This window comes from Kitasatospora sp. NPDC048286 (assembly GCF_043201735.1).
In the GTDB taxonomy this organism is placed as follows: domain Bacteria; phylum Actinomycetota; class Actinomycetes; order Streptomycetales; family Streptomycetaceae; genus Kitasatospora.
The window spans coordinates 255,645-278,224 of sequence record NZ_JBICZE010000007.1; the positions used below are offsets into that span (position 1 = coordinate 255,645).

The following is a 22,580-nucleotide window of genomic DNA, read 5'->3' on the forward strand; positions in this document are numbered from 1 at the left end:
GTGCTGGTCGTGCGTGTACGCCGAGACTGCGGATCGAGGAAGAGTCCATGACGAACGATTCGGGACAGCAGGATGACGACCGCTTTCCGGATGAGGACGTCGCCCTGATCGAGGAGACGAGGAAGTTCTTCGGGATCGATCGGGAAGTCAGGGTGGTCCTGGCACCTGCGGACTACCCGGCCGACAAGCTTTTCAGGGATTATGACAGGAAGTACCTCTACCACGTCGACGGGGACTTCGGCGGCAAAAGCGTCTGCACCGTGATCCCGCGGCCTCCCTGCTCGAACGACACCCGCGCGGATTCCCAGCTCGAGCAGAGTCGAGGCGGGGCCTACTTTCCCGACCACGACCTGATTCTCATCTCGGAGGAACCGACCGGGGGGTTCACCAGGAAGCAGGTGCTCGTCCATGAGATCGGGCACATTCGGCAGGTCTGCCAGAAGTACGTCCTCGACCCGGCTCACGGCAGTCAATCGATGTGGGAATATCACAATATCGCCGTGAATGAAAACCCTGTCAGATTCAAGGACGGAGAACAAGCGCGCCTCATTTACGACGATCCGGACTGGACGCTGACATCGAGTGCCGCCGATCACTACCAGATGAGGGCTTCACCCAATCTGGAGGACGTCTGGGGAATTTTCAAGGGGCACGTCACCGGCACGCAGGATCTCAAGATGCTGGAAGAGTTCGAGAACACTGTGGAGGACAAAGCCTACGACACCGAACAACAGGTAGCGCGAGGTTCGCTGAAGGTCACCAGCAGAACCCATAAATACAAGCGCAGGGATTTCATCAAGACACGCCTCGCGTGCAGATTCCTCAATGATCTCCACAAGGCCAGAACATAGGACCGAAACGAAGCCCCCGGCCCTTCTCCCTCCCCGACCGATCAGCACACATCACCGAGAGGACTTCTGCCATGAGCGACCAGGACCAGCCGACGTCCGGGGCGACGGACGCCGAGATCCTGACGGCCCTGCGGGACCGCCTGGTCCAGGAGGGCGGCGGCACCTCCGACCGGCAGTACCCGCTGAACAGCACCACGCTGCCGGCCGGGGTGCCGGGCAGCCCCGACGTGGTGTTGCGGTTCCTCGACCAGCACCTGGGGGACGGCCCGGTGGTCGGCTCGGACACCGACCCGGTGCTCGACACCAAGGCGGGCACGCTCACCCTCAAGGGCCGCTCCGCCGTCCTGGCGAGCGAGAGCGGCGCCACCACGGTGACGTTCACCGTCTCCGGCGGCAAGCTGCGGGTGGACTGGCGGACCGTCCCCGGCGAGCACTGGAAGCTGAGCCACACCTATCCCGCCCTGCACGGCACCCCGTTGGAGACCCTGCCGCTGTACGACCCCCTCTTCGTCCTCACCGACCACGAACAGCCGGCGTCCGACGGCGTGTTCTTCGCGCTCAAGGCCGGCCTGCACTTCCAGGGGGCCGTCACCGTCGGCCCCGACCTGGTGCCCGTGGCACGGAAGTCCCCGCCGGCCGGCAGCACGGAGGTCCGGGTCGGCGGCCCGCTGTCGGTCGCCGCGGGCCAGGTCCCGTCGTTCACCTGGCCGGCCGACAGGTCCTTCGCGGCCTTCCAGGTTCGCCGCCCCGGGCAGGCCGATCTGTCCCTCCAGGACGGCCGCCTCACCCTGACCTGCCGGCCGTCGGCTACGGCCGGCAGCTGCGAGGCGGAGGCGGCGGTCGTGGGAACCGTGGACTTCGAGGGCGGCCGGCGCAGCGCGAGCCTCGCCCCGCCGCAGGGCACCCCGAGCACCCGGACCCTGACGCTCACCGCGGCGAGCTGGCCCGCCACCGTCAAGGAGGCGCTCGCGGTGACCGGCTGCGGCGAGCAGATCGAACCCCGCGTCCCCGCGAAACTCCTCGCCCTGACCGGGTCGCGGATCGACGCCTGCACCCTCACGTTCGCCCCGGACGGCAAGGGCCCCACGGTGACCGGTGTGCGCATCGGGTGCGGGTCCGGCGTGGCCTGGCAGGCGACCGACGGCATCGCCTTCTCCGGCGTCGCCCTGGAAGCCGCTGCCACCCGCACGACCGTGGGCACCACCGTCGTCACGAGCTGGACGGTGTCGGTGCTCGGCACCGTGCGCCTGGGATCGGCCGATCTCGCCATGCGCGCCTCGGCCGGCGCCTGGGGCTGCTGGCACATCGAGCCGACGGACCCGGCCCGGCAACTGCCGTCGCTGGACACGCTGGCCGGGCTCACCGGCCTGGCCACGGCCTCGGTCACGGCTCTGCTGCCGGGCTCCCTGTACGACACGAAGCAGCCGCTCGCGCTGTCGCGCGCGGGCCTCGACCTGGACCCGGCCGACTGGACCCTGTGCGCGGTCTCCTTCACCCTCGCCCAGACCACGCCGTGGTCCGTGATCGACAAGGTGCTGACCCTGTCGGGCTGGACCGCCGACGTACGGCTGGAGAAGACCGCGGGCACCTGGCGGGCCATGGGCCTGCTGTCCGGCGCGCTCGGCCTCGGCGCGACGCAGCAGCCGAAACTGGCCGTGACGATGGTGGTCCCCGTCGGCAAGGACGCACTCTGGACGCTCCGGCTGCAACCGGGCACGCAGGTCACGCTCCCGTCGGCCCAGGACGTCTTCGGTCTTCTCACCGGCTCCCAGGCCTCCCTGCCACCCGGTGTCGGCTCGGTCGGCGGTCTGGAGGTCTTCGACCTCCTCGTGGCGGTCGCACCGTCACCGCCGGCCGTGCGACGGCTCGGCTTGCGGTTCGCCCAGCAGAAGGAGTGGACCGTCGTCGACAAGGCGGTCACCGTCCAGGACCTCACCGGGGCGGTCGACCTGCGCCGTGACGACGGCGCCGGCACCGCCACCGGCGAGCTGTCCGGAGTGCTCACCCTGGCGGGCCAGTCGGTCGACGTCCGCGTGGAGCGGGACGAACAGCACCACTGGCTGCTGCACGCCGCGCAGGCCCTGCCCGTCCACGTCCCCGGCTTCGACAAGCTCGACTCCTGGCTCTCCCCGGACGAGGCCAAGTCCGCCCTGCCCGCCGAACTGCCGCTGTCCAAGGGGATCGACGTGGCGGACGTGTCCGTCGGCTTCGGCGGCGACCACGGCGCCGTCGACCGGATCGGCCTCACCGTCGGCACCGCCGAACTGTGGACGATCGTGCCCGGATCGCTGTCCCTGGACGACGTGTGGGCCGAGCTGAGCATGCCGTACCCGGTGAAGGCCGACGGGATCACCGGCACGGTCCGAGGGAGTCTCACCCTGGGCGGCCTGGCCGTCCTGATGACGGCGCACAGGCCGAAGGAGGCCGGCGGCACCTGGGAGTTCACCGGCACCGCGCAGTACGGCCCGCAGCAGCCACTGGCCCTGGACACGACCGCGGACGCGGTGACGAAGCCCACCCAGGACAGCACCTGGGCGCAGGTCGTCCCGAGCGGGATGAAGAAGCTGGAGCTCAGCGCGGCAGCCTCGCTGTACCTCGATCCGAGCCGCCCGCTGTTCCTCCTCTTCGGACGGGCGTCGTTCGGCCCGGCCCTGGCCGCCGACGCCCTGCTGTACTGCGCCCGGCGGTCGGCGCAGGACAGCACCTGGGTCTACGCCGCGGCGGCCCGCCTCGGTCAGGACTTCCGCCTCAGCGCGCTGAGCCCGGCCCTGTCCGGGCTCGACGACGTGCTCCGGTGCGACGACGTCCGGCTGGTGGTCTGCGACCTGGGAAGCGGGGACCTGAAGGGCCTCGCCGACACCACCGACACCCTGCTGCAGAAGCTCGATTCGAAGGCCGCTCCCCCGCTGAAGGACCTCCCCGACACCGCCCTGCCACTCACCAAGGGCGTGTACCTGGCCGCCCGGACCGCCCTCGGCTCCTCCCCCGTCCTCACCCACCTGGTGGACCTCACCAGTGACGGAAAGGCGCCCGCCGTCACCGTCACCGCCGTGGTCGACCGGAAGGCGCCGACGCGGACGACGTTCACCGCGGACCTGCCGTGCATCACCGTCCTGGACACCCTGACCCTCGGCCAGGCCACGGGCACCTCCGGTGTCCGGCTGACCTTCCAGCCCAACCAGCACCGCGCCTTCACCCTGGTCGGCCCGGCCCGGCTGAAGCTCTTCGACACCGAGTACGCCTTCGACCTGACGCTGTACGCCGACACGCAGAAACTCACCTCGAAGGCGACACCGTCCACCCAGGAGCTGGACCAGCCGTTCGGCCTGCCCGGCCTCGTCGTGTCCGGGCTGGCGCTGTCGGTGGACTGCACCTGGGCCGTCCCGGCCAAGGACGGGCAGCCGGCGCAGCCGAGACACTCGCAGTTCACGGTGCAGGGCTCGGCGAGGATCGGACCGGCGCCGGGGAGCGGGAAACCGGACCAGCGGCTGGCGGCCACCGCCGCGCTGGCCCTGGCCGACGGGCACCCGGCGCTGCTGCTCGCGACGCTGGACGCCGACGTGTCCATCGGGTCCTTCCTCGCGCAGTGCCTCACCGGCGACGCGAGCACCTGGCCCTCGGACTTCGTCGAGCTGACGGTCCGCAAGGGCTCGACGGTCTACTACTACGACGCGAAGAAGGACCCGGGCAAGACCCTGGAGAAGTTCGGCGGCGCCACCACCCCGTACCTCGACCAGTTCCACCTCGACGCCCGGATCCGGCTCACCCTCGACGTCCAGGTCGACGTCCGCGGGCTGCTCTCCTTCCGCCGCGAGAACGGCCGGACCACCGGGATCACGGGCACCCTCGCGCTGGAGAAGCCCGTCGACCTCGCCGTCGTGGAACTCGCCGGCACCACCGTGGAGAACGGCCGCTACACCGGCGGCCCGGAGCTGAGCCTCACCAGGGACGGCGGAGCGAAGGACGGCGGAGCGAAGGACGGCGGAGCGAAGGACGGCGGGGCGAAGGACGGCGGAGCGAAGGACGGCGGGGCGAAGAAGTTCGTCCTCAGCACCGGCGTCAACTTCCTCCAGGCCGCCTTCACCACCGTCGAGGTCTCGGCCGCCCCGCAACCGGACGGCGGGCGGCGCTTCACCGGCACCCTGACGGCCCGCAAGGAACTGCCCCCCTTCGGCACCCTGGGCTGCGGCTTCACCTACACCACCCACCCCTCCCCCCGGAAGGCCGAACTCGCCATCGACTGGCCGGAGTTCGACTGGTCGGGGAAGGTCATCGACCTGCTCAAGAAGATCCAACAGATCGCGGACTCGTCCGGCGGCGGCTCGGGCTGCGGCAAGCTCGCCGACATCGCCGTCCAGAACGCGTACACCGAGAACCTCGCGCTCCGGCCCAAGGTGTCGCTGTCCGACGCCGGGAAGCTGCGCTTCGCGATGTCGCCCACCTTCTCCCTGAGCCTCAAGGACGCCGAGAAGCCCTTCTTCTCGCAGGACCTGCCCTCACTGACCGTCGACGTGCCGGCCGACACCACCTGGTCGGACCTGCCCGCCGTGCTGGGCAAGGGCCTGGCGGACGGCGCCCGGGACTACGTGAAGAAACTGCTCCAGGACACCGGCAAGATCGCCCTGATCGCGGCCTTCGTCTTCGGGAAGAAGGCCGCCGCCTACCTGGCGGGCCTGGTCTGCCGGGGCCTGGCGAACAGCGACGCACCCGCCGCGGGCAACGCCGGGGCCGACGCGGCGTCCGGCGCGGACGGCGGCATCGGCGGTGCCGGCGCCGCGGCGGCGGCCGCAGCGGCGATCGCCAAATCGATCCTGAACTCGAGCGACCACAAGAAGAAACAGGGCAACAACGACGGCAGCCACGGCGGTTCCGACCCCACTCCCGGACGGCCCACGATGACCTCGCTCACCTACGACAAGGGACAGCTCACCGCCTGCTGGGACACCGCCCCCTATGCGACCGGCTACGAGGTCGAGGTCGTCCGCCCCTCGGGCCAGACGCTCGCCTCAAACACGGTCGACAACGTCATCACCAGGAGCGTGGCCGTCGATGCCGCCACGCTCGCCCCCGGCACGTACACCTACCGGGTCCGCTCCCGGCGCGGCGGCAAGACCAGCGAGTGGGCGCAGCTGACCATCGACAAACCGGTCTCCCCCGCACCGGACCTGACGTGGGAGGACACCAAGGCGCAGCTCCGGGCGCAGTGGACCGGCGCGGCAGCGGACAGCTACCACGTGCGCTTCACCGACCCCGCCGGCAAACAGCTCGGCCGGGAGCAGACCGTCACGGCGGCGCCGTACACCGCGGTCCAGCCGGTGACCGCCCCCGTCACGGGCCAGTACGCCGCCACCGTCCGGGTCGAGCGGGCCGGAACGATCCCCGCGGACCCGGGCAAACCGGGCACCCGCGACATCATCGACAAGCCGACACCCGTCATCCAGGAGGTCTGGTACGAGGACGACCGCGTCCACGTGCGGTGGAACGGCGGCGAGGGCGCCACCCACTACCAGGCCCAGGTGCTCAAGGACTCCACCGTCGTCGCCTCCTGCGACACCGAGGGATCGGTCCGGCAGGCGGCTCTCGGCCCCCGGAGCGGGACCTTCACGCCCGGCACGCGGTACCGGGTCCAGGTCCGCGTCCACACGGAGGGCGGCGACAGCGCCTGGGCCGGGCAGGACTTCACCGTGCCGACGATCCAGCCGCCTACCGTGCCGCCCTGGACCGTCGACGCCGGTCGGATCGTCGTCGGCTGGAAGCCGCTCGCCGCCGACGCGTCCGCGGGTGCCGTCAGCTATGACATCCGCCTCTTCGCTACGGCCACCCCGGACCAGCCGGTCGCCACCGCCGACGCCGTCGCGGCGCCGCCCGTCACGCTCGTCCCGTCCGGCGGCGGCCACCTGGTCGACGGCACCGAGTACGGCGTCCGGGTGCGCGCCCGGGTGGGCCGCGACACCGGGCCGTGGTGCCAGCCCGTCACCCGGACCTTCCGGGCCCTCCCGGCCCCCGGCTCCCCGAAGCTGGAATTCTCCGGGACGCGGCTCGACGCCTCCTGGCAAGGCGCCGAAGACCCCCAGGGCGGCAAGAGCTCCTACGAGCTGACCCTCAGCGCCGGTGACGGCCACCTGGCCGGACCGCTCACCGTCGACGACCAGGCGTACGCCTTCACACTCCCCCAGCCGCTCCCCGACGGCCAGGAGTGCACGCTGCGCGTCCGGTGCAAGCAGGACGGCGACACCAGCGCGTGGGTGGAGGCCACCACCAGGTACCCCGGAGCCGTGACACTCACGGAGGCCCGGTACGCCGACGGGCGGGCCACCGTCACCTGGGCCGCCTCTCCCCTGGCGGACGCCGGGTACCAGGTCGACATGACGGAGGAGCCCAGCGGGAACACCACCAGCGACACGCTCCACCCCCAGGGACAGCACCCGGCGGCCACCACGACGAGTTTCGCCGTGCGGCCGCCGACCGCCGGCGTCGTGCTGCGGTTCGAGGTCACTGTGGTGATCGACCTGTCCTCGGGGCCGTCCAGCCCGCCGCTGCGCATCGCCGCCGCCGAGCCGCCCACCGGCGTGACACCGACCTGGAACGCGGACGGCCAGCTGGAGGTCGCCTGGCAGGCCGCCGGCGCCTCCGGCTACCGCGTCACCGTCACCGACCAGGCGGGCCACCGGGCCGTCACCGACACCCAGGGCCCGGCTACCAGCACGGTGGCCGGCACGGACGGGCTCGTCCCGCACACCCCGTGGACGGTGACCGTGGCCGTCCTGGTCGACGGCATCGCGGCCGAGCCCTCGGCGGCCGTGCCGGTGCCGCCCCAGCCCGTACCGCCGCCCACCGTGAAGTCCACCGTCATTCCCGGCGTGGTCCGCCTCTCCTGGGACCGTGTGGAGGACGCCCGGACGTACGAGGTCCAACTGCTCAGGAACGGGGACGTCGAGCTGAGCGACGACAGCGACCAGTACCCGTCGAAGGACTTCTTCGCCCCGACCCACGACGATCCCTACCAGGTCAGGGTCCGGGTCCGGACGCCGCACGTCGGCGCGTGGTCCGACACCGTGACGGTCGGCGTCGTTCCGCCGGACCTGGCCAGGCCGTTGTCGCTGTTCACACTGCTCGCGTACCACCTCTGGGTACAGGATCCGGCCCTGGCGGACGACTTCCAGGCCGTCTTCGGCGGCATCGGCCAGAACGCGACCACCTCCGACCCCGCCGGCTCCGGGCCGTACACCGCCGCGTGCCTGGGCGCTCCGCCCGGCGGAAGCTGCACACTCGACGGCGCGACCGTGCCCTTCGCGGCCGTACACGAGCAGATCTCGGCCGAGCGGCTCATCGCGGCCTACCACACGGACGAGCCGCAGACCTCAGGGTGGGCGATCATCGGCTCGGCGCCGGCCTCCGCCTCGCTGTTCGACCTCGCCGTGCGTCTGGCGCGGGCGGCGGTGGGCGACCAGCAGGTGGAGTCCCTGATCAGCGCGGCCCGGAAGGCCGACGTCGCCTGCGCCTACCCCGGGGACGGCTACCGCATGATGGCGGTGTGCGACGGTGCCTTCATCGACCGGGTCCCGGGGTCCGGGAACGTCGGGGACGTCATTCTGGACCTGGGCTGGGACGAGGCGCACGACGGCTACGTGGTGACGGGAGACTGGCAGCTCCTGGAGCAGAGCCCTTACGCGGTGGAGCAACTCGCCGTCAGGCTGGCCGCGTTGCTGGTCGGGAAGGGCAAGGTGAGCGCGGAGGACGCCTATCGGGTGTTCAACAACCCGTGACGGCCGACCGGCCGAACCCCGGCCGGGTCGGCACCGTCCGCGACCGCCGACCCGGCCGTCTCCATGACCGTTGACACTCCGCCCTCGGTCGGTGGAGGTCGCCGCCGAGTCGCCACCGCCAGTAAGATCGTCGGACCGATCTCCGTGCCGCCCACTCGGCGGCGCTCGCTGCCGCGAGCCGTCAGGACCCTTGCCGGGCAAGCGAGTCGGACTTCCTGGAACGGGTGAAGACATGACCGGATCCGCGGACGCCGTCGCGTCCGTCGCGCCTCTCGCGGCCCTCGCGCCCCTCGCGCCCCTGTCGACGGAGGAGTTCATCGCGGGCATCGAGGCGGCCGCCGCGCGGTTCGACGCGGCGACCTACCCGCAGCGGGAGTTGCCCGCCGAGGACTGGGCCGTCCTGACGGAGGCGGGCGTGCTGCTGCCGGTGCTGCCGGCCGAGTACGGGGGCCGGGACAGCCACGTCGAGATGTGCCGGGTCGTCGAGGTCCTGGCCGAGCGGAACCTGGCCCTCGCCGTCTACACGGCGGTCGTCACCGGGCTGGCGCTGCGGCCCGTCGTGCTGTGGGCCGGTGAGGAGGCCAGGCGCGAGGTGCTGCCGCTGTTCGCCGGCCCGCTGGCGCCGACGGCGGGCTTCGCCTCCACCGAGCCCGGCTGCGGCTCGGCCATGTCGGGCCTGACCACCACCTTCGAGGAGGTCGAGGGCGGCTACCGCATCCGCGGCCGCAAGCACTGGCAGGCGCTGAGCGCCACCGCGTCCTGGTGGTTGGTCGTCGCCAGACGGGACGGCGACGACGGCCGCGAGTACGGGTGGTTCGTCGTCGAGCGCGGCGACGGCTTCCACACCTCGCACCGGTACGAGGCGCTGGGCCTGAAGGTGATCGACTACGGGGTCAACGACATCGACGCGTTCGTCCCCGCCCACCGGCGCATCGAGGTCGGGGCCGGGAACCTGAGCTCGATGGTGGACATCTACCTGTCGGGACGGGCACTGATCGGCGCGCTGGCCTGCGGGTTCCTGCGCCGCGTCGCCCGCGAGGCACGCGCCTACGCCGACGCGCGTCGCATCGGGCGCTCGCCGCTGTCGGCGATCGGGTTCGTCCGCTACCGGCTCGAAGCCGTCGACAGCGCGCACACGGTCTGCGCGGCGCTCAACCACCACGTCCGGACCCGGCTGGACCTCACGTCCGACCTCGCCCCCGCGTTCGCCTCCATACAGGCCGTCAAGATCGTGGCCACCGAGCTGATGGTCAGCTCCGCCAACCACTACCAGCAGCTCACCGGCGGTGAGGGCTACCGCAGCGGCTCGCCGACCAACATCGCCGCCCAGGCGTTCCTGGACTCCCGGGTCTTCACCATCTTCGACGGCACCAACGACCTGCTCAGCCAGCAGCTCGCCCAGCACTGCCTGGACAGGGCGGGCAGGGCGGACGGCTCGGGCAGCTTGGACAGCTCGGGCAGCCCGGACGGCTGGGACGGCTCGGACGGGCGCGGCCTCAGCGCCTTCCTCGCCGACTGGGCGCCGACCGCGCCCGCCGTCTCGGCGCACGGCCTCGACCTGCGCTTCCTCGACGGCGAACTCGGCCAGGAGCACCTGGTCCTGGCCGGCCGGGTGATCGCCTACACCTTCGCCGCCGCCCGCGTCCTGGAGTGGGCCGCCGAGCCGGCGCCGACGCCGACGGCCGGGCCCGCAAGGCGGCCGCGTTCCTCCAGGCCGACATCGAGCGCGTCCGCGTGGAGTTCGACCTCCTGGCGCGCCTCGGGGCCGGTCACGGGGCCGACGTCTGAACCGGGGCCCGCCGGCCTGTCCCGGGCCTCACACCAGCGCGTTGTCCCGATCCCGAAGACTTGGGAGAGTTGGGCCATGCCCAAGAAGCGTCAACGTCCCGCGACCCTGGCCGAGATCACGGCCGCGCTGCCGCCGGTCGAGTACTGGTACGGCGAGGGCATCCCGTCCCCGGCCGGCCGTACGGAGTTCACCGACGACGACGGTCGGCTGTGGCGGAAGGTCCGCGGTCCGCTCCACCGCAACCTCGCCAGGCGTCTGGTGACCCAGGCGGACGAGCTGATCGTGGGAGAGGGCGCCGGCGGGCACTTCCGCCACGTTCCACCGGCCGACCGGCTCACGGCCTGGCACGAGATCAAGGACCGGCTGCACGCGGACGAGGCACCGAGCTACCACCCCTACGAGTTCGCCTCCATGGACGGCCTCCTGACCCTCCTCTACATCGAGGAGAGCTGCTGAGGCCTCCGGTGGGCGGGAGGGGTTGGAGCCGGAGCCGGCGCCGGGTCGGGTTCGGTTCCCGACCCGGCGCCGGGGCCGGCTCCAGCTCCAGCTCCAGCTCCGACCGTCGCGCCGGTGCTACCGCTCGGTCAGCGCCCGCGCCCGGACGGCGCGGCGCAGCGTGTCCAGCTGGTCCACCAGTCCGCGCCGGGTCGCCGCGGTGAGCTCCGGGTCGGCCAGGCAGGCCTCGGCCGCCCGTACCGTCTGCTCGGTGGCGGCGAAGGCCGGGAAGCCCACCGTGGCGAGCACCCGGGCCAGCGCGGGGCCGCGGCGGCCGGTGGCCGGCCCCAGCTCCTTGAAGTAGCGCGCGGTCAGCTCCTCCAGCAGCTCGGCCTGCTCGGGCTGCCACAGGCCCCGGGCGGTGGCGATGGCCAGGTAGTTGGAGAGCTCGCCGTGGAACAGCGCCTGCCAGGCGGCCTCCTTGGCCGCGGGGTCGGGCAGCGCGGCGCGGCAGCGGGCGGCGCCCTCCTGGCTGGTGCTGCTGGGGTCGGCGGCGAGTTCGGCGGCGATCTCCGGCTCGCCCGCGGCGCCGAGCACGCACAGCCGCAGCAGCAGCTGCCAGCGCAGGTCCGGGTCGAGCACCGGCCCGCCGGGTACCGTGCCGGCCGCCAGCCAGTCGCGCAGTTCGGCGGCCTGCTCCTCGCCGTCGGCGGTGGCGATCACGCCGCGCACGGTCACCAGGCGCAGATCGGTGCGACCCGGCTCGCCCTCGGTGCGTCGCAGCAGGGTGCGGCAGACCTGGGCCAGTCCGGCCAGTGCCTCCGGGCGCCGGGACGGCGGCAGCGCGCAGTCCACCACGAACTCGCGGGCGAAGGAGAGCACCGCGTCCACCAGGTGCACCGAGGTCTCGCCGGGCAGGTGGTCGGCGACCAGCCGCAGGTACTCGCCGGGCGCCAGCTCCCCGTCGCGCACCTGGTCCCGGGCGGCGCTCCAGAGCACCGCGCGGGCCAGTTCCTCGGGCACGGCGCCGAGCGAGGAGCGCACGGCCTGCCAGGAGCCGGGGTCGAGGCGGATCTTGGCGAAGGTGAGGTCGGTGTCGTTGAGCAGGGTCAGCTCGGCCTCGGCCGGCCGCGTGACCGTGGCGTCGGCCGCCAGGTCGACCGACACGCGGTCGGCCTGCTCCAGGGTGCCCTGGGCAGTGCGCCGGTAGTGGGCCACGGTCAGCTGGTGCGGGCGCAGCGTGCCGTCGGCCGAGGTCTGCTCGATCCGGCCGTCGGTCAGCCGCAGGGTGTCCACGCCAATGGTGCGGAGCCAGCGGTCGGCCCAGCCGTGGACGTCGCGGCCGCTCGTCGCCGCCAGGGCCCGGAGCAGGTCGTCGAGGGTGGCGTTGCCGAAGGCGTGCTCGTCGAAGTAGTCGTTGACTCCGGCCAGGAAGGCCTCCTCGCCGAGCCAGGCGACCAGTTGGCGCAGTGCGGCGGCACCCTTGGCGTAGGAGATGCCGTCGAAGTTCTGCAGCGCCTGGGCGGTGTCGTCCACCGTGCCGGGTGCCACCGGGTGGGTGGAGGGGCGTTGGTCGGCGTCGTAGCCCCAGGTCTTGCGGTTGGCGGCGAAGCCGGTCCAGGCGCTGGTGAAGCGGGTGGAGGAGGCGGTGACGCTGTAGGCCATGTACTCGGCGAAGGACTCGTTGAGCCACAGGTCGTCCCACCACTTCATGGTGACCAGGTCGCCGAACCACATGTGCGCCATCTCGTGGATGACCACCATGGCGCGCTCCTCGCGCTTGGTGTCGGGCACGGCGGACCGGAAGACGAACTCGTCGCGCAGGGTGACGCAGCCCGGGTTCTCCATCGCGCCGGCGTTGAACTCCGGTACGAAGCACTGGTCGTAGCTGTCGAAGGGGTACCGGTGCCGGAAGACCCGGTGGTAGTGGTCGAAGCCCTGCCGGGTGATCTCCAGCAGCTCGTCGACGTCGGCGTCCAGGTGGGCGGCGAGCGAGCGGCGGCAGTGCAGGCCGAGCGGGATGCCGTCGTGCTCGGCGCGCACCGAGTGCAGCGGGCCGGCCACCACGGAGACCAGGTAGCTGCTGATCGCCGGGGTGGGCGCGAACTCCCAGCGGCCGGGCGAGACCTGGCGGCCCAGGCTGTTGCCGACCACGGTCCACTGCTGCGGCGCGGTGACGGACACCGTGTACCGCGCCTTGAGGTCGGGCTGGTCGAAGGACGCGAACACCCGCGGGCCGTCGTCGAGGAAGGACTGGGTGTAGACGTAGTCCTCGCCGTCGGCGGGGTCGGTGAAGCAGTGCATGCCCTCGCCGGTGTGCGAGTAGGCCATGTCGGCCTCGACCGTGAGCTCGTTGTCGGCCGCCAGGTCGGTCAGCGGGAAGCGCCCGGCCCGCAGGGCGGCGACGTCCAGTTCGCGGCCATTCAGCACCACCCGGTGCAGGGCGGCCGGCTTGACGTCCAGGAACGTCCCGGCGCCCGGGGCGGCGCAGCCGAAGCGGATCACCGTGGTGGAGCCGAACAGCTCCTGCCCGCGGGTCAGGTCGAGGTCGACGTGGACGGTGTGGACGTCGAGCAGCCGGTGGCGCTCGACGGCCTCGGCGCGAGTGAGTACTGAGGTATCGGACACAGGGGCCATGCTGCTCCATCCAAGGGGCGAACGGTACGGGCTTTTCGGCTCCGGGCGCGCGGGCTTCGTGACATCCGGCCACGGCGCCCGCGCGGGAACCGTCGGCGGATCGCGGTGACGACTGCTTACTTTGCCGGAGGCCGTGCGAGAGTACGAGGAGGTGGTACCCGTGAACGCAGTAACGACATGGGTGCTCCCCTCCGGGGTCACGGTCGGGCGGTAGGTCGTCGTCCGGGAGCGCCGTCTCTGAGCACTCCCGAAAGGCACGACCATGCACTTCACTCAACCAGCCCCAGCAACACGGAGACGATCACCATGCCCCTCGATGACCAGCACATCTGGGCTCTGCTGAGAGACCTCGACGATCCCGACCACATGGAGTTCCCCCAGTACTACGACCACAACGCGACCCGAGCCCGATTCGACCAGCTGGCCGCCAGGCTGGATCAGCGGTTCCGCTGCACCTGCTCCGTCGATCTCGGCGTCCAGGACGGCAGCCACCACGGGACAATCGTCATCCCCACCACGGCGACTGCCAGCGGCGACCACATCGCCATCCGCGTCAGCAACTTCGGCAACCTCGTCGCCGTGACGCTGGGGAACCCCGGCAGCTACGACGAGGAAGAGGAAAGCCTCCTCTTCGAGACTGCCGACCGGCACCGCATCAAGGACGAACTCGAAGCACTCGGCTACATCGCCGTCTCCGAGCACCTGCTCTGGACCCGATACGACGGTGTCAGCAACTTCGGTTCCTACTTCGAGCCACAGACCTGGTGGAACCGCTTCTTCGACTACCTATGAGTCCGCCCCGAGCATCTCTACAAGGCAGGCATTCAGACAGCTCCAATACCCGACGTCCCCATTACACGTCAGCTGGTGACGTCAAACGATCAAGTGGCCCCGTCGGGAACGATCCGGCGGGGCCACTTGAATATGCTGCCAATCTCGCGGGAAGGAGATGTTCGTTGATGAATTAACATCATCGAGTTGGCGTCAAACGATTACAGTGGATCCGCTATGCAGAATCCAGGGAAGCTGCCGTTAATCTCAAGATTCACCTCACTTCCGAAACTGAAATCTCATATCAAACGATCGGGAGGGTGAGAGCATTTTGCGATGCTGCTCATTCTGCCTCTTTGATGCCCCAGTGGCGGTGAATCTTGAGATACCTCGATTCGCAAATCCGCCGAGGCGCCAGACTCGACTATCCGAACCACAAGGCGGCGCTCGGGATGGCTCGCCATGAGTCGGACCTGCCATGTTTCCACAAGAAACCCGCTGAGCAGCCCATGCATTTCCTCGAAAGTCGAAGTTTGATCAAATGGGTGGCTGCCATTTGGACTCAAAGGTAGAAAATTCGATGAAATAATCGATCACTCTCTCCAATGAGCCCGGGTCGCAGGCCGCCACGAACTTGATTCCGTCACTCTTTGCCGACATCCATGATCCATCAACTGATTGATCTACCCTGTCGCAGCTGTGGCCGGATAGCGGCGTTTGGGCCAGGTCGACAATCAGGATCCAGCCGGGATTGTCGGTAGTTTCAATTCGAATGCCGTATGAATGCTCCCAGTCTCCATTGCAGGAGGATTCGTACCACTTTTGGAGAGTCTTCAAAGATGAATTCATGGGTTCCTTCTGGGGATTTCCCAAGGCTCCGCCGGAACTGCCGATCCGTCCGGAAGGTTTACGTGCGGCGTCGGGACTTCGGTCCTGGTCTTCTTGTCGAAGTGAGGTTTACCCTTCACGTCAACTCGTTTCGTTGGAACCCAAGGCCTAGGATCCCGAGGATCTGACGGTCGATCATAGGATTCATAGTGGTCGATCTCGCCAGTCGCTCCATCTCGACGGAATGTCGTGTGGGGCCCTTCTGCGTCTGGGTGCGGACAAAGATTTCCCGCGCGAGAATTATGAACGAGGACTGGGGATTCACCTGCCAGCACATAGTACGTGTGGAGCTGAGCGACGGTGAGGTTGCGGGCTTCCTGAGGGGCGGTCTCGTAGTTGTGGACGGTCTGGACGGTAAGGAGGGTGCCGTTGGCTGCGCGGAGCTGGTCGCCTGAGTGGAGGTCAGCGGCTTCGGTCCAGCGCTGGGTGGTTTCGTTCCAGTAGGGGTGGCGCTGGGTGGAGGTGCTGGTGACGGGCGGGGCCCGGGGGTCGGCGTCGGAGGTGAGGGTGAGGTCGGTGAACTCGTGGTCGTCGGGGGTGATGATGACGTCGGTGACGGGTTCGGCCGCGGTTTCGCCGGTCTGGGGATCGGTGGCGAGGACCGAGTCGCCTGTCTGAACGTCCCCGATGGGTTTACTGCTGCCGTCGGCTAGTAGGACCAGTGTTCCTGGTGTGAAACTGTGTTTCACACCTCTGATCGGACAACTGCCCACGACCTGTTCGGCCTCGCGGGCGAGCTTGGATTCCTTGCGCCAGGCCTGGAAGCCGTCCCAGAGTTCACTGGCGAGCCGCTTGACGGTCTTGCCCAGTTCCCAGGCCTTGTCCCAGTGGAACATGTACTTCTTGGCGAGCTTGGCAAGCGGGCCGCCACCGATGAGGCTGCTGACGACGTTGAGGGCGGTCTCGCCGCAGGCTCCGAGGTCGCCCTTGGTGACGCAGTCGAAGGCGTCGGTGATGCCGAGCTCGTCAGCGGCGATCTTCGCCAGCTGCTTGCCGGCGTTCATCACCTTCTGCTTCGTTTCGTCGGCCCTCTTCTTCGACTCCTCCGCCTTCTGGACGGCGACGACCTGCTGCACGAACTCGGGCTGCTCGGTCGCTGCGGTCACAACTGTCTGCGTGGCAGCCGCAATCGCATTCAGGGCGTTGCGGATGATGCTGGCGAACGAGAACAGCCCGCTCGGGTCGGACCTGTTGACCGGATCGTTGTTGCTGTAGGCGTAGGCGTTCCACTGCTGCGGGTCGGCGCTGCTGAGGATCGGGTCCGGGTTGAGGAAGCGCCCCGTGGTTGGTTGGTACTGGCGGGCGCCGAGGTTGGTGAGGCCGGTGACGTCGTCCTTGGTGCCGCCGACGAAGCCGCGGTCGCCGGCCCAGGCCGAGGGCTGGGTGCCTCGGGGGTTGCCGAACGGGTCGGTCGGCCTGCGGGATTCGGTGAGGGTGGCGGAGTCGAGCGCCAGGCCGCCGGTGCCGTGGTGGTCGGCGATCTGGTAGGTGAGCCGGCCTCCGCCCTGGCGGACGAGGGTGGTGCCGCCGGGAATGCTGTAGTAGCGGGTGCCGACGGTGGCCTTGGTGTTGGTGTCGTAGACGAGTTCGTCGTCGCCGATGGTGATGGTGGTCCTGCCGGGGTTCCGGCGGATCAGCTGGTTGCCTTCGGGGTCGTACAGGTACGTCGTGGTGCCCGCGCTGGTCTTGGCGAGCGATTCGAGCTTGCCCTCGCTGTTCCAGGTGAGTGTCGCCGTGCCGGCGGTGTCGGTGATGGCGGTCGTGTTGCCGACCTGGTCGTACTGCGTGGTGCTGGTGGTCGGCGCGTTGTTGCCGGTGCGGCTGCTGGAGGTGAGCAGGGCGTGCGGGCCTCCGGTGCCGCCGCCGGTGTTGGGCGCGCTGGTGGGGGTGTTGCGGGTGCCGCTGGACGGGAAGGTCTGGGTGACCGTCGTGTCCTTGGTGGTGTCACCGCCCGGGTTGTGGGCGACGAACTGCGTGCGGTTGCCCGTCAGGTCGTACTGGTAGGTGTGCCAGTACGGGACGCTCCCACCGACGGTGGTCCGAGCGGGTGCCTGGGCTCCGCTCGTGGGGCTGTTGTTGGCGCAGGCGCCCTGTCCCCCGACCGCGGGACCGGGCACCTGGTTGAGCCGGCCCGTGTCCGTCCAGGCGGTGGTCAGGCGTCCGAGGTAGTCGTAACCGAAGCACTGGAGGTCCGTGGCGTTCGGGTCGCTGTTCGGGATGGAGCGGATCGCCGTGATGCGTCCGGACGGGTCGTAGGCGTAGGTGGTGTTCTGGACGACGCCGGTGGTCGAGGTCTGCGTGTCGACGAACTGGGTGAGCAGACGTCCGGTCGACTCGTCGTAGGTGTCGGTGGTGACGACCTGGGTGCCCCAGGGGTTCATGGTGGAGCGGATGTTGCGGCCGTAGGCGTCGTAGTCCGACTGGAGGTCGTACGTCTGGCCGGCGACCGCGCCGAACCTCAGAAGCGGTCCGTATTTCTCGTAACCGTATTCGATGGTCTCGGCGAAGACGTCGCCGACGGTGGGTCGGGTCTCTTCGTTCAGTGCGCCGGTGATGGGGTCGTACTTCGCCTTGCTGGTGAAGGTGACGTTGCCGGTCTTGCCGATCTCGCTGCCGGGGATGGTCAGCGTGGTCTTGGTCGGACGGTAGGCGATGTCGACGCTGAGGACGGCCTTCGTGTAGGAGGCGCCGTTGGAGTAGCGGGTGGAGCTGTCTAGCTGTCCCTTGGCGACGGTGTCGTAGGCGAAGCCGGTCAGCTGGTTGGCCGGGGAGATGGTGCCGTCGTACGTCCCGGTCTTGCGGCCCAGGAGGTCATAGGTGGTCGCGATGGTCTTGCCGCGACCATCGGTCGTGGAGGTGACCCGCCCGGCATTGTCGTAGACGGTGGTGCTGTTGCCCGTGTCGGGGTCGCTGCCGCTGGTCTGACGGCCACGCTGGTCGTAGCTGTAACTCCAGCTGTTGCCGGCGGCGTCCGTACGCGACGTCTCCTTCCCCGCCGGACTGTAGGTGTACGTCGTGACGTCCGCGTCGCCCGGGTTGCCGGTGGCGGTGGGCGTGCGGTACTGCCAGAGCTGGGTCGTGCGGCCGCGCGAGTCGGTGACCTTGGTGCCCGGGGTCGCGCCTGCCGGAGGCGTGACGTCGGTACGGTCGACGCCCGGGAAGGCGGTCGTGATGGTGGACTGGGTGGTTCCGAAGGCGCGGGTCTGCGTGCTGACGGCCCGGCCCATGCCGTCGAAGACGGTGTAGGTCTGGTTGGGGACGGTCGCGTCGTCGGGTTCGAAGCGGGTGGTGCTCGGACCCACGAGGTCCTTGTAGTAGGTGTTGTTGACGCGCGGAGTGCGGCCCTGGGAGTCGTAGTACGTGTCGGTGATCAACCGACCGGTGTACGCGGAGATCGCCGGGTCGGTCTGGGTCTGGATGACCCGGGCCAGCCCGTCCAGGATCTGGATGGATGTCGCGTAGCTGCTGCCGCCGGCCCGCAGGGTGCGGCTGGTGATGGTGCTGGGCTTCGCCGAGCCGTTGAGGTCGTAGGTGAAGATCTGGCTGGCGGGGTCAGCGGTGGTGCGGCCGGCCTGCCACGCGGAGGTCAACCGGCCGAGGCCGTCGTAAGCCTCGGTGATGGAGCGGCCGTTGGCGTCCGTGCTCACCAAGGGCAGGGAGCGGGCTGGGTCGAGGGTGACGGTCGAGACGCGGCCGGTGTCCGCGTCGGGGGCGCCCGCGGGCGCCGGGGCGGTGATCGTCGTCTGGTTGGGCAGTTCACCGGGGTTGGCGGAGCTGCGCGTGGTGGTGGTGGACGCACCGGAGGGGTGCTTGGCGTCGGTGACCGTCGGATCGGTGACGGTGACCGTACGGCCGTAGGCGTCGTAGGTGGTCAGCCCGGTGGTGATCCAGCGGGCGTTGCCGTTGGCGTCGTAGCCGTCGAGGGCCTGGATGCCGCTGACGAGGCCCTTGGAACCGGCGGAGCCGTAGGGCTGGCTGTCGAACAGCGTGCGGGCGCCGCTGATGGTGTTGGCCGCAGTGGCGGCGGCGGTGCAGGCGTTCACCCCGGAGACGGAGATCGTCTCGGCCACCATGCCGGACATGACCGGGTCGTTGTTGGCGGCGTAGGAGGTGCGGGCGCAGACATCCGGGGTGCCGTCGGCTGCGCTGAGGACGGTCTTGGGACGGTTGGAGTGGTCGGGGTCGTTGGTGGTGGTATCCGTCGTGGTGCGCCAGGTGCCATCGCTCTTCAGGGCTCCCGCGGTGGTGACGGACGTGGTGGCCGAGTACCGGGCGATCAGTGGTGGCAGGGTTCCGCGAGCGTGCCTGGCGGTCTCCACCTCCCCGGCGCGGGTGTTGATGCTGTAGGCGACCGGCGCAGTGGCGTCGGCGTCGGCGTAGGTGTCGCTTTCGAGGACTTCCCCCGACAGCCAGTCGGAGTCCTGGACCGCTGCGCTGACCGGGCCCTTCACCTTCACCGAGCGGGTGCCCGTGGTGGTGATGTCGCCGTCCATGCCCTGGTAGTAGGTCCGGGAGGTCTTGCCCTTGATGCCGTCCTTGCCGTTGCCGGTGACGGCGGTGACGGAGGCGAACCCTCTGAACTCGTCCCAGGTGCGGTCCTTGTCCTCGATGAACGGGGAGTCGTTCCGGTGCCAGGCCGCGTCGCCGTACGTGTAGGTGGTCGTCTGCGGGAGGGCTCCCTTGACGAGGTCGGATCGCGGGTCGACCGTGACGGACTTGACCGGGTAGCGCAGGAACCAGTCGTCGACCGGCGGGTCGGTGGGCTTGGAGTTGGTCTGGTACCACTTGACGTTGTAGCAGGCCAGCTTGTTGTTGTCCGCGGAGGTCGGCATGACGCCCGCCATCCGGGAGCAGGAGGCGGAGTAGTAGTCGACGCCGATGGTGCCACCGGTCTCGGTGGTGACGAAGGCCATGCGCGGCCGGTTGTACTCGGGACGCGCGGGGCCCGCACCGTCGACACGGTTGGGCAGCAGCATGTTGGCGAATGTGACCAGCGGGACCTTGACCTCGGCCTGGCCGTTGGCAGTGTCCTTGCCGGTGCGCCGGATCGACGCGAGCCACGGGACGGCGGTGTTCTCCGTGGGGTTCTCGACCTGCTTGAAGACGTGGGTCAGCTCGTAGTGGTCGACATCACGGTAGCCACCGCCCGAGCGGATCTGGGTGGTGATGGTGTTGAGCCACTTGGTCGTCCAGTAGCTCGGTCCGCTGTTGGAGCAGGGGTCGTTCTGCTGGCACTGCTTGTCGAGCGGTACGTCGGGCCAGTTGACCGCGTTGGCGGCGGTGCGCTGTCCCGGGTCGCACGCGGTGGGGCTGGTGAGGCAGCGCTCGCCGCTGTCGAGGACGATCCTCGACGCGCCCTGGTAGTTGCCGTTCGCTGCGATCTGGTCGCTGAGCAGCTGACCGTAGGCGATGGTCCGGACGACACCGCCGCGGGTGTAGGCGCTGTTGACGCCGTTGCCGCGGTTCTGGCCGGCACCCCGTGCGTAGTAGTTGGTTTCCGGGGCGTAGGTGTAGGTGGTGAGGTTGCCGTGGACATCGACCACGTAGTCGAGGTTCCAGCGCCAGGCCATCTGACACCACGATGCCTGCCCCTGGCCGGCGTTGTAGCAGGGATCGCCGGCGTTGGGAGAGTAGACGGGGACGGTCCAGGCGGAGTTGGAGTCCGGCCCGGTGGCCGTTGCGCCACCGCCGACGGACGGCAGGTGGTTGAGGCCGAAGTAGTAGGCGGTGCCCGCCGCGTCGGTGAGCTTGATGTAGGAGCCGCTCCAGGTGCCGTTGGCGGCGCCGGTCAGGAACTCGATGCGGCTGCCGTCATCGCTCTTGAGGCGCCAGGTGCACTTGGACTGCTCGTCCGTGGAGGTTCCGGTGGCACACGAGCCGTCCTTCGGGACCAGTTCACCGGAATGACCTGCGAGCGAGAGCGTCAGGTTGGCCCCGCCCCAGCACTGGTCGCCGGATCCCGCGATGCCCGCCTTGGAGCACGGCTTGTAGACCCGCTCGACGAACCCGGTTCCGAGGTCCCAGCCGTCACCGAGCCATGAGGCCTGCGAGTTGGTGGACGACGTACGGCCGTCCACCGAGGCCGAGCTGTACCCGAGGGCGAGTTGGGGAGCGGTGCCGCCGAGGGTCGGCGGAGACTGGATCGGATAGGTGTAGTTGAACGAACCGGACGCGTCACCGGCGGTCCAGGCCTGGCTCGGGGCGAGGCTGGTTGCGCCGAAGGTTCCACCGCCTCCGGCGTCGGTCGGTGCGTCCAGGGTGAGGACCATCGGTGCGAGCGCCGTGACCGACTTGGCGGAGACACCACCTTGGGCCGGTGCCGCCGCCGTCGACGGCAGGTCCACTTCTGCGACCAGCCGCTTGGTGGCGGCGTCGTAGTGCGACGCGACGGGCGTGCGCTCCCGGCAGCCTCCCGTCTGGGGAGTGGTCAGTGAGCAGGCCGGCAGGGCGTAGAGGCCGGCCCGTTGGGCCCACCCGGCACCGATGCCGCCGCTGATCACGTCGGGGTCCAAGGCCACCTGGACCTTGCCGCCGATGTCGGATGTCGGCGTGAGGGTGACGAGGCCGCCGTGGGATCCCACGGCCTCGGCTGCCTTCGCGTCGGTCACCTCTACTCGGAGAACGGGGCCCGCAGTGGCAGGACCGCTCTTGGCGGCGACCTCGGCACCGGTCGTTGCAGGGTTCTGTCCCGCTGCCGTCGCCACCGGGGCGAGCCAGACCGGCAACGTCCCGGCCCGCTGCGACGCGCCTGCGGGCGCCTGAACGGGCGCCACCGCATTCGAGCCTCCGGACGCCGTCCGGGCCTCAGCGGCCTGACGTGCGGACAGGTCCACAGTGGCACTGCCGCGCTGCGCAGTGGTCGGCGACTTCGGCGGCACCCAGTCCGGAGTGCCCGTGGGCGGAGCCACCGGGTTCGGAGGAGCCGCATCCTTGCCGGAGACCGAGGGAGTTCTCGGCAACGGCGTGGTCGGCGGGGACCAGACCTTGTTCTTGTCGACCGTGGCACCGAACGCGGGCCCGGCGACCGGAGTCAGTAACGCCGCGACCACTGCCAAGGTACTCAGCAGTGCGACCCGTGAACGGCCGGTCGCGATAACAGCGTGTCTACGCACAGAGCGGACACGAGGAAGTAACACCGAACCCCCCAGATGAGTCCCAATGTCAGTTCGAAGACACAGGGACGGCCATTAAAACGTCGGCGACTCTACGGACTTGTCGACATGTCAGTCGAGATGAAGATTCGATGAGAAAGGGGTGATCTAGATCACCCCACTTGGCAAAGGCCGCCGACATCAGCAAACCGGGCATTCGCGTCGATTGTCAGTTGACGGATCACTTGATGATCAGTCAGGTTGTGCGTGTCCTGTGTGTATCCGCCCGATACCCGGCGGTGACCGCACCCTCGTCACTTCCGGGAGCGCTTCGGTATGCCCAAAACTCCGC

Annotated in this window: 7 protein-coding genes; 4 read left to right on the plus strand and 3 right to left on the minus strand. The window is 69.7% G+C overall.

Annotated features, from left to right (window positions below):
- Window positions 1–47: 47 nt before the first annotated feature.
- From ACGF13_RS19390 to ACGF13_RS19400, 3 genes are all read left to right on the plus strand, one after another.
- Window positions 48–851, plus strand: a complete 804-nt coding sequence (locus tag ACGF13_RS19390) for a hypothetical protein (protein WP_392876407.1) — start codon at window positions 48–50, stop codon at window positions 849–851.
- A gap of 71 nt (window positions 852–922) precedes the next feature.
- Complete coding sequence (locus ACGF13_RS19395) at window positions 923–8,617, plus strand: hypothetical protein (RefSeq protein WP_392876410.1); 7,695 nt, start codon at window positions 923–925, stop codon at window positions 8,615–8,617.
- 232 nt (window positions 8,618–8,849) lie between these two features.
- Window positions 8,850–10,862: an acyl-CoA dehydrogenase family protein gene (locus tag ACGF13_RS19400; RefSeq protein ID WP_392876413.1), complete on the plus strand. Its 2,013-nt coding sequence runs from the start codon at window positions 8,850–8,852 to the stop codon at window positions 10,860–10,862.
- Between the two features lie 117 nt (window positions 10,863–10,979).
- On the opposite strand, the gene pepN is transcribed toward ACGF13_RS19400, so the two are convergent.
- Window positions 10,980–13,469, minus strand: a complete 2,490-nt coding sequence (gene pepN / locus ACGF13_RS19405; protein ID WP_392876416.1) for an aminopeptidase N — start codon at window positions 13,467–13,469, stop codon at window positions 10,980–10,982.
- Window positions 13,470–13,784: 315 nt separating this feature from the next.
- Here pepN and ACGF13_RS19410 point away from each other — a divergent pair, with 315 nt between their 5' ends.
- On the plus strand, window positions 13,785–14,270 hold the full coding sequence (locus ACGF13_RS19410) for a hypothetical protein (protein WP_392876419.1): 486 nt from the start codon (window positions 13,785–13,787) through the stop codon (window positions 14,268–14,270).
- 516 nt (window positions 14,271–14,786) lie between these two features.
- On the opposite strand, the gene ACGF13_RS19415 is transcribed toward ACGF13_RS19410, so the two are convergent.
- Together ACGF13_RS19415 and ACGF13_RS19420 are read right to left on the minus strand one after the other, a co-directional pair.
- Window positions 14,787–15,086: an Imm53 family immunity protein gene (locus ACGF13_RS19415; protein WP_392876422.1), complete on the minus strand. Its 300-nt coding sequence runs from the start codon at window positions 15,084–15,086 to the stop codon at window positions 14,787–14,789.
- Window positions 15,087–15,094: 8 nt separating this feature from the next.
- Window positions 15,095–21,745, minus strand: a complete 6,651-nt coding sequence (locus tag ACGF13_RS19420; protein ID WP_392876424.1) for a polymorphic toxin-type HINT domain-containing protein — start codon at window positions 21,743–21,745, stop codon at window positions 15,095–15,097.
- Window positions 21,746–22,580: the final 835 nt, after the last annotated feature.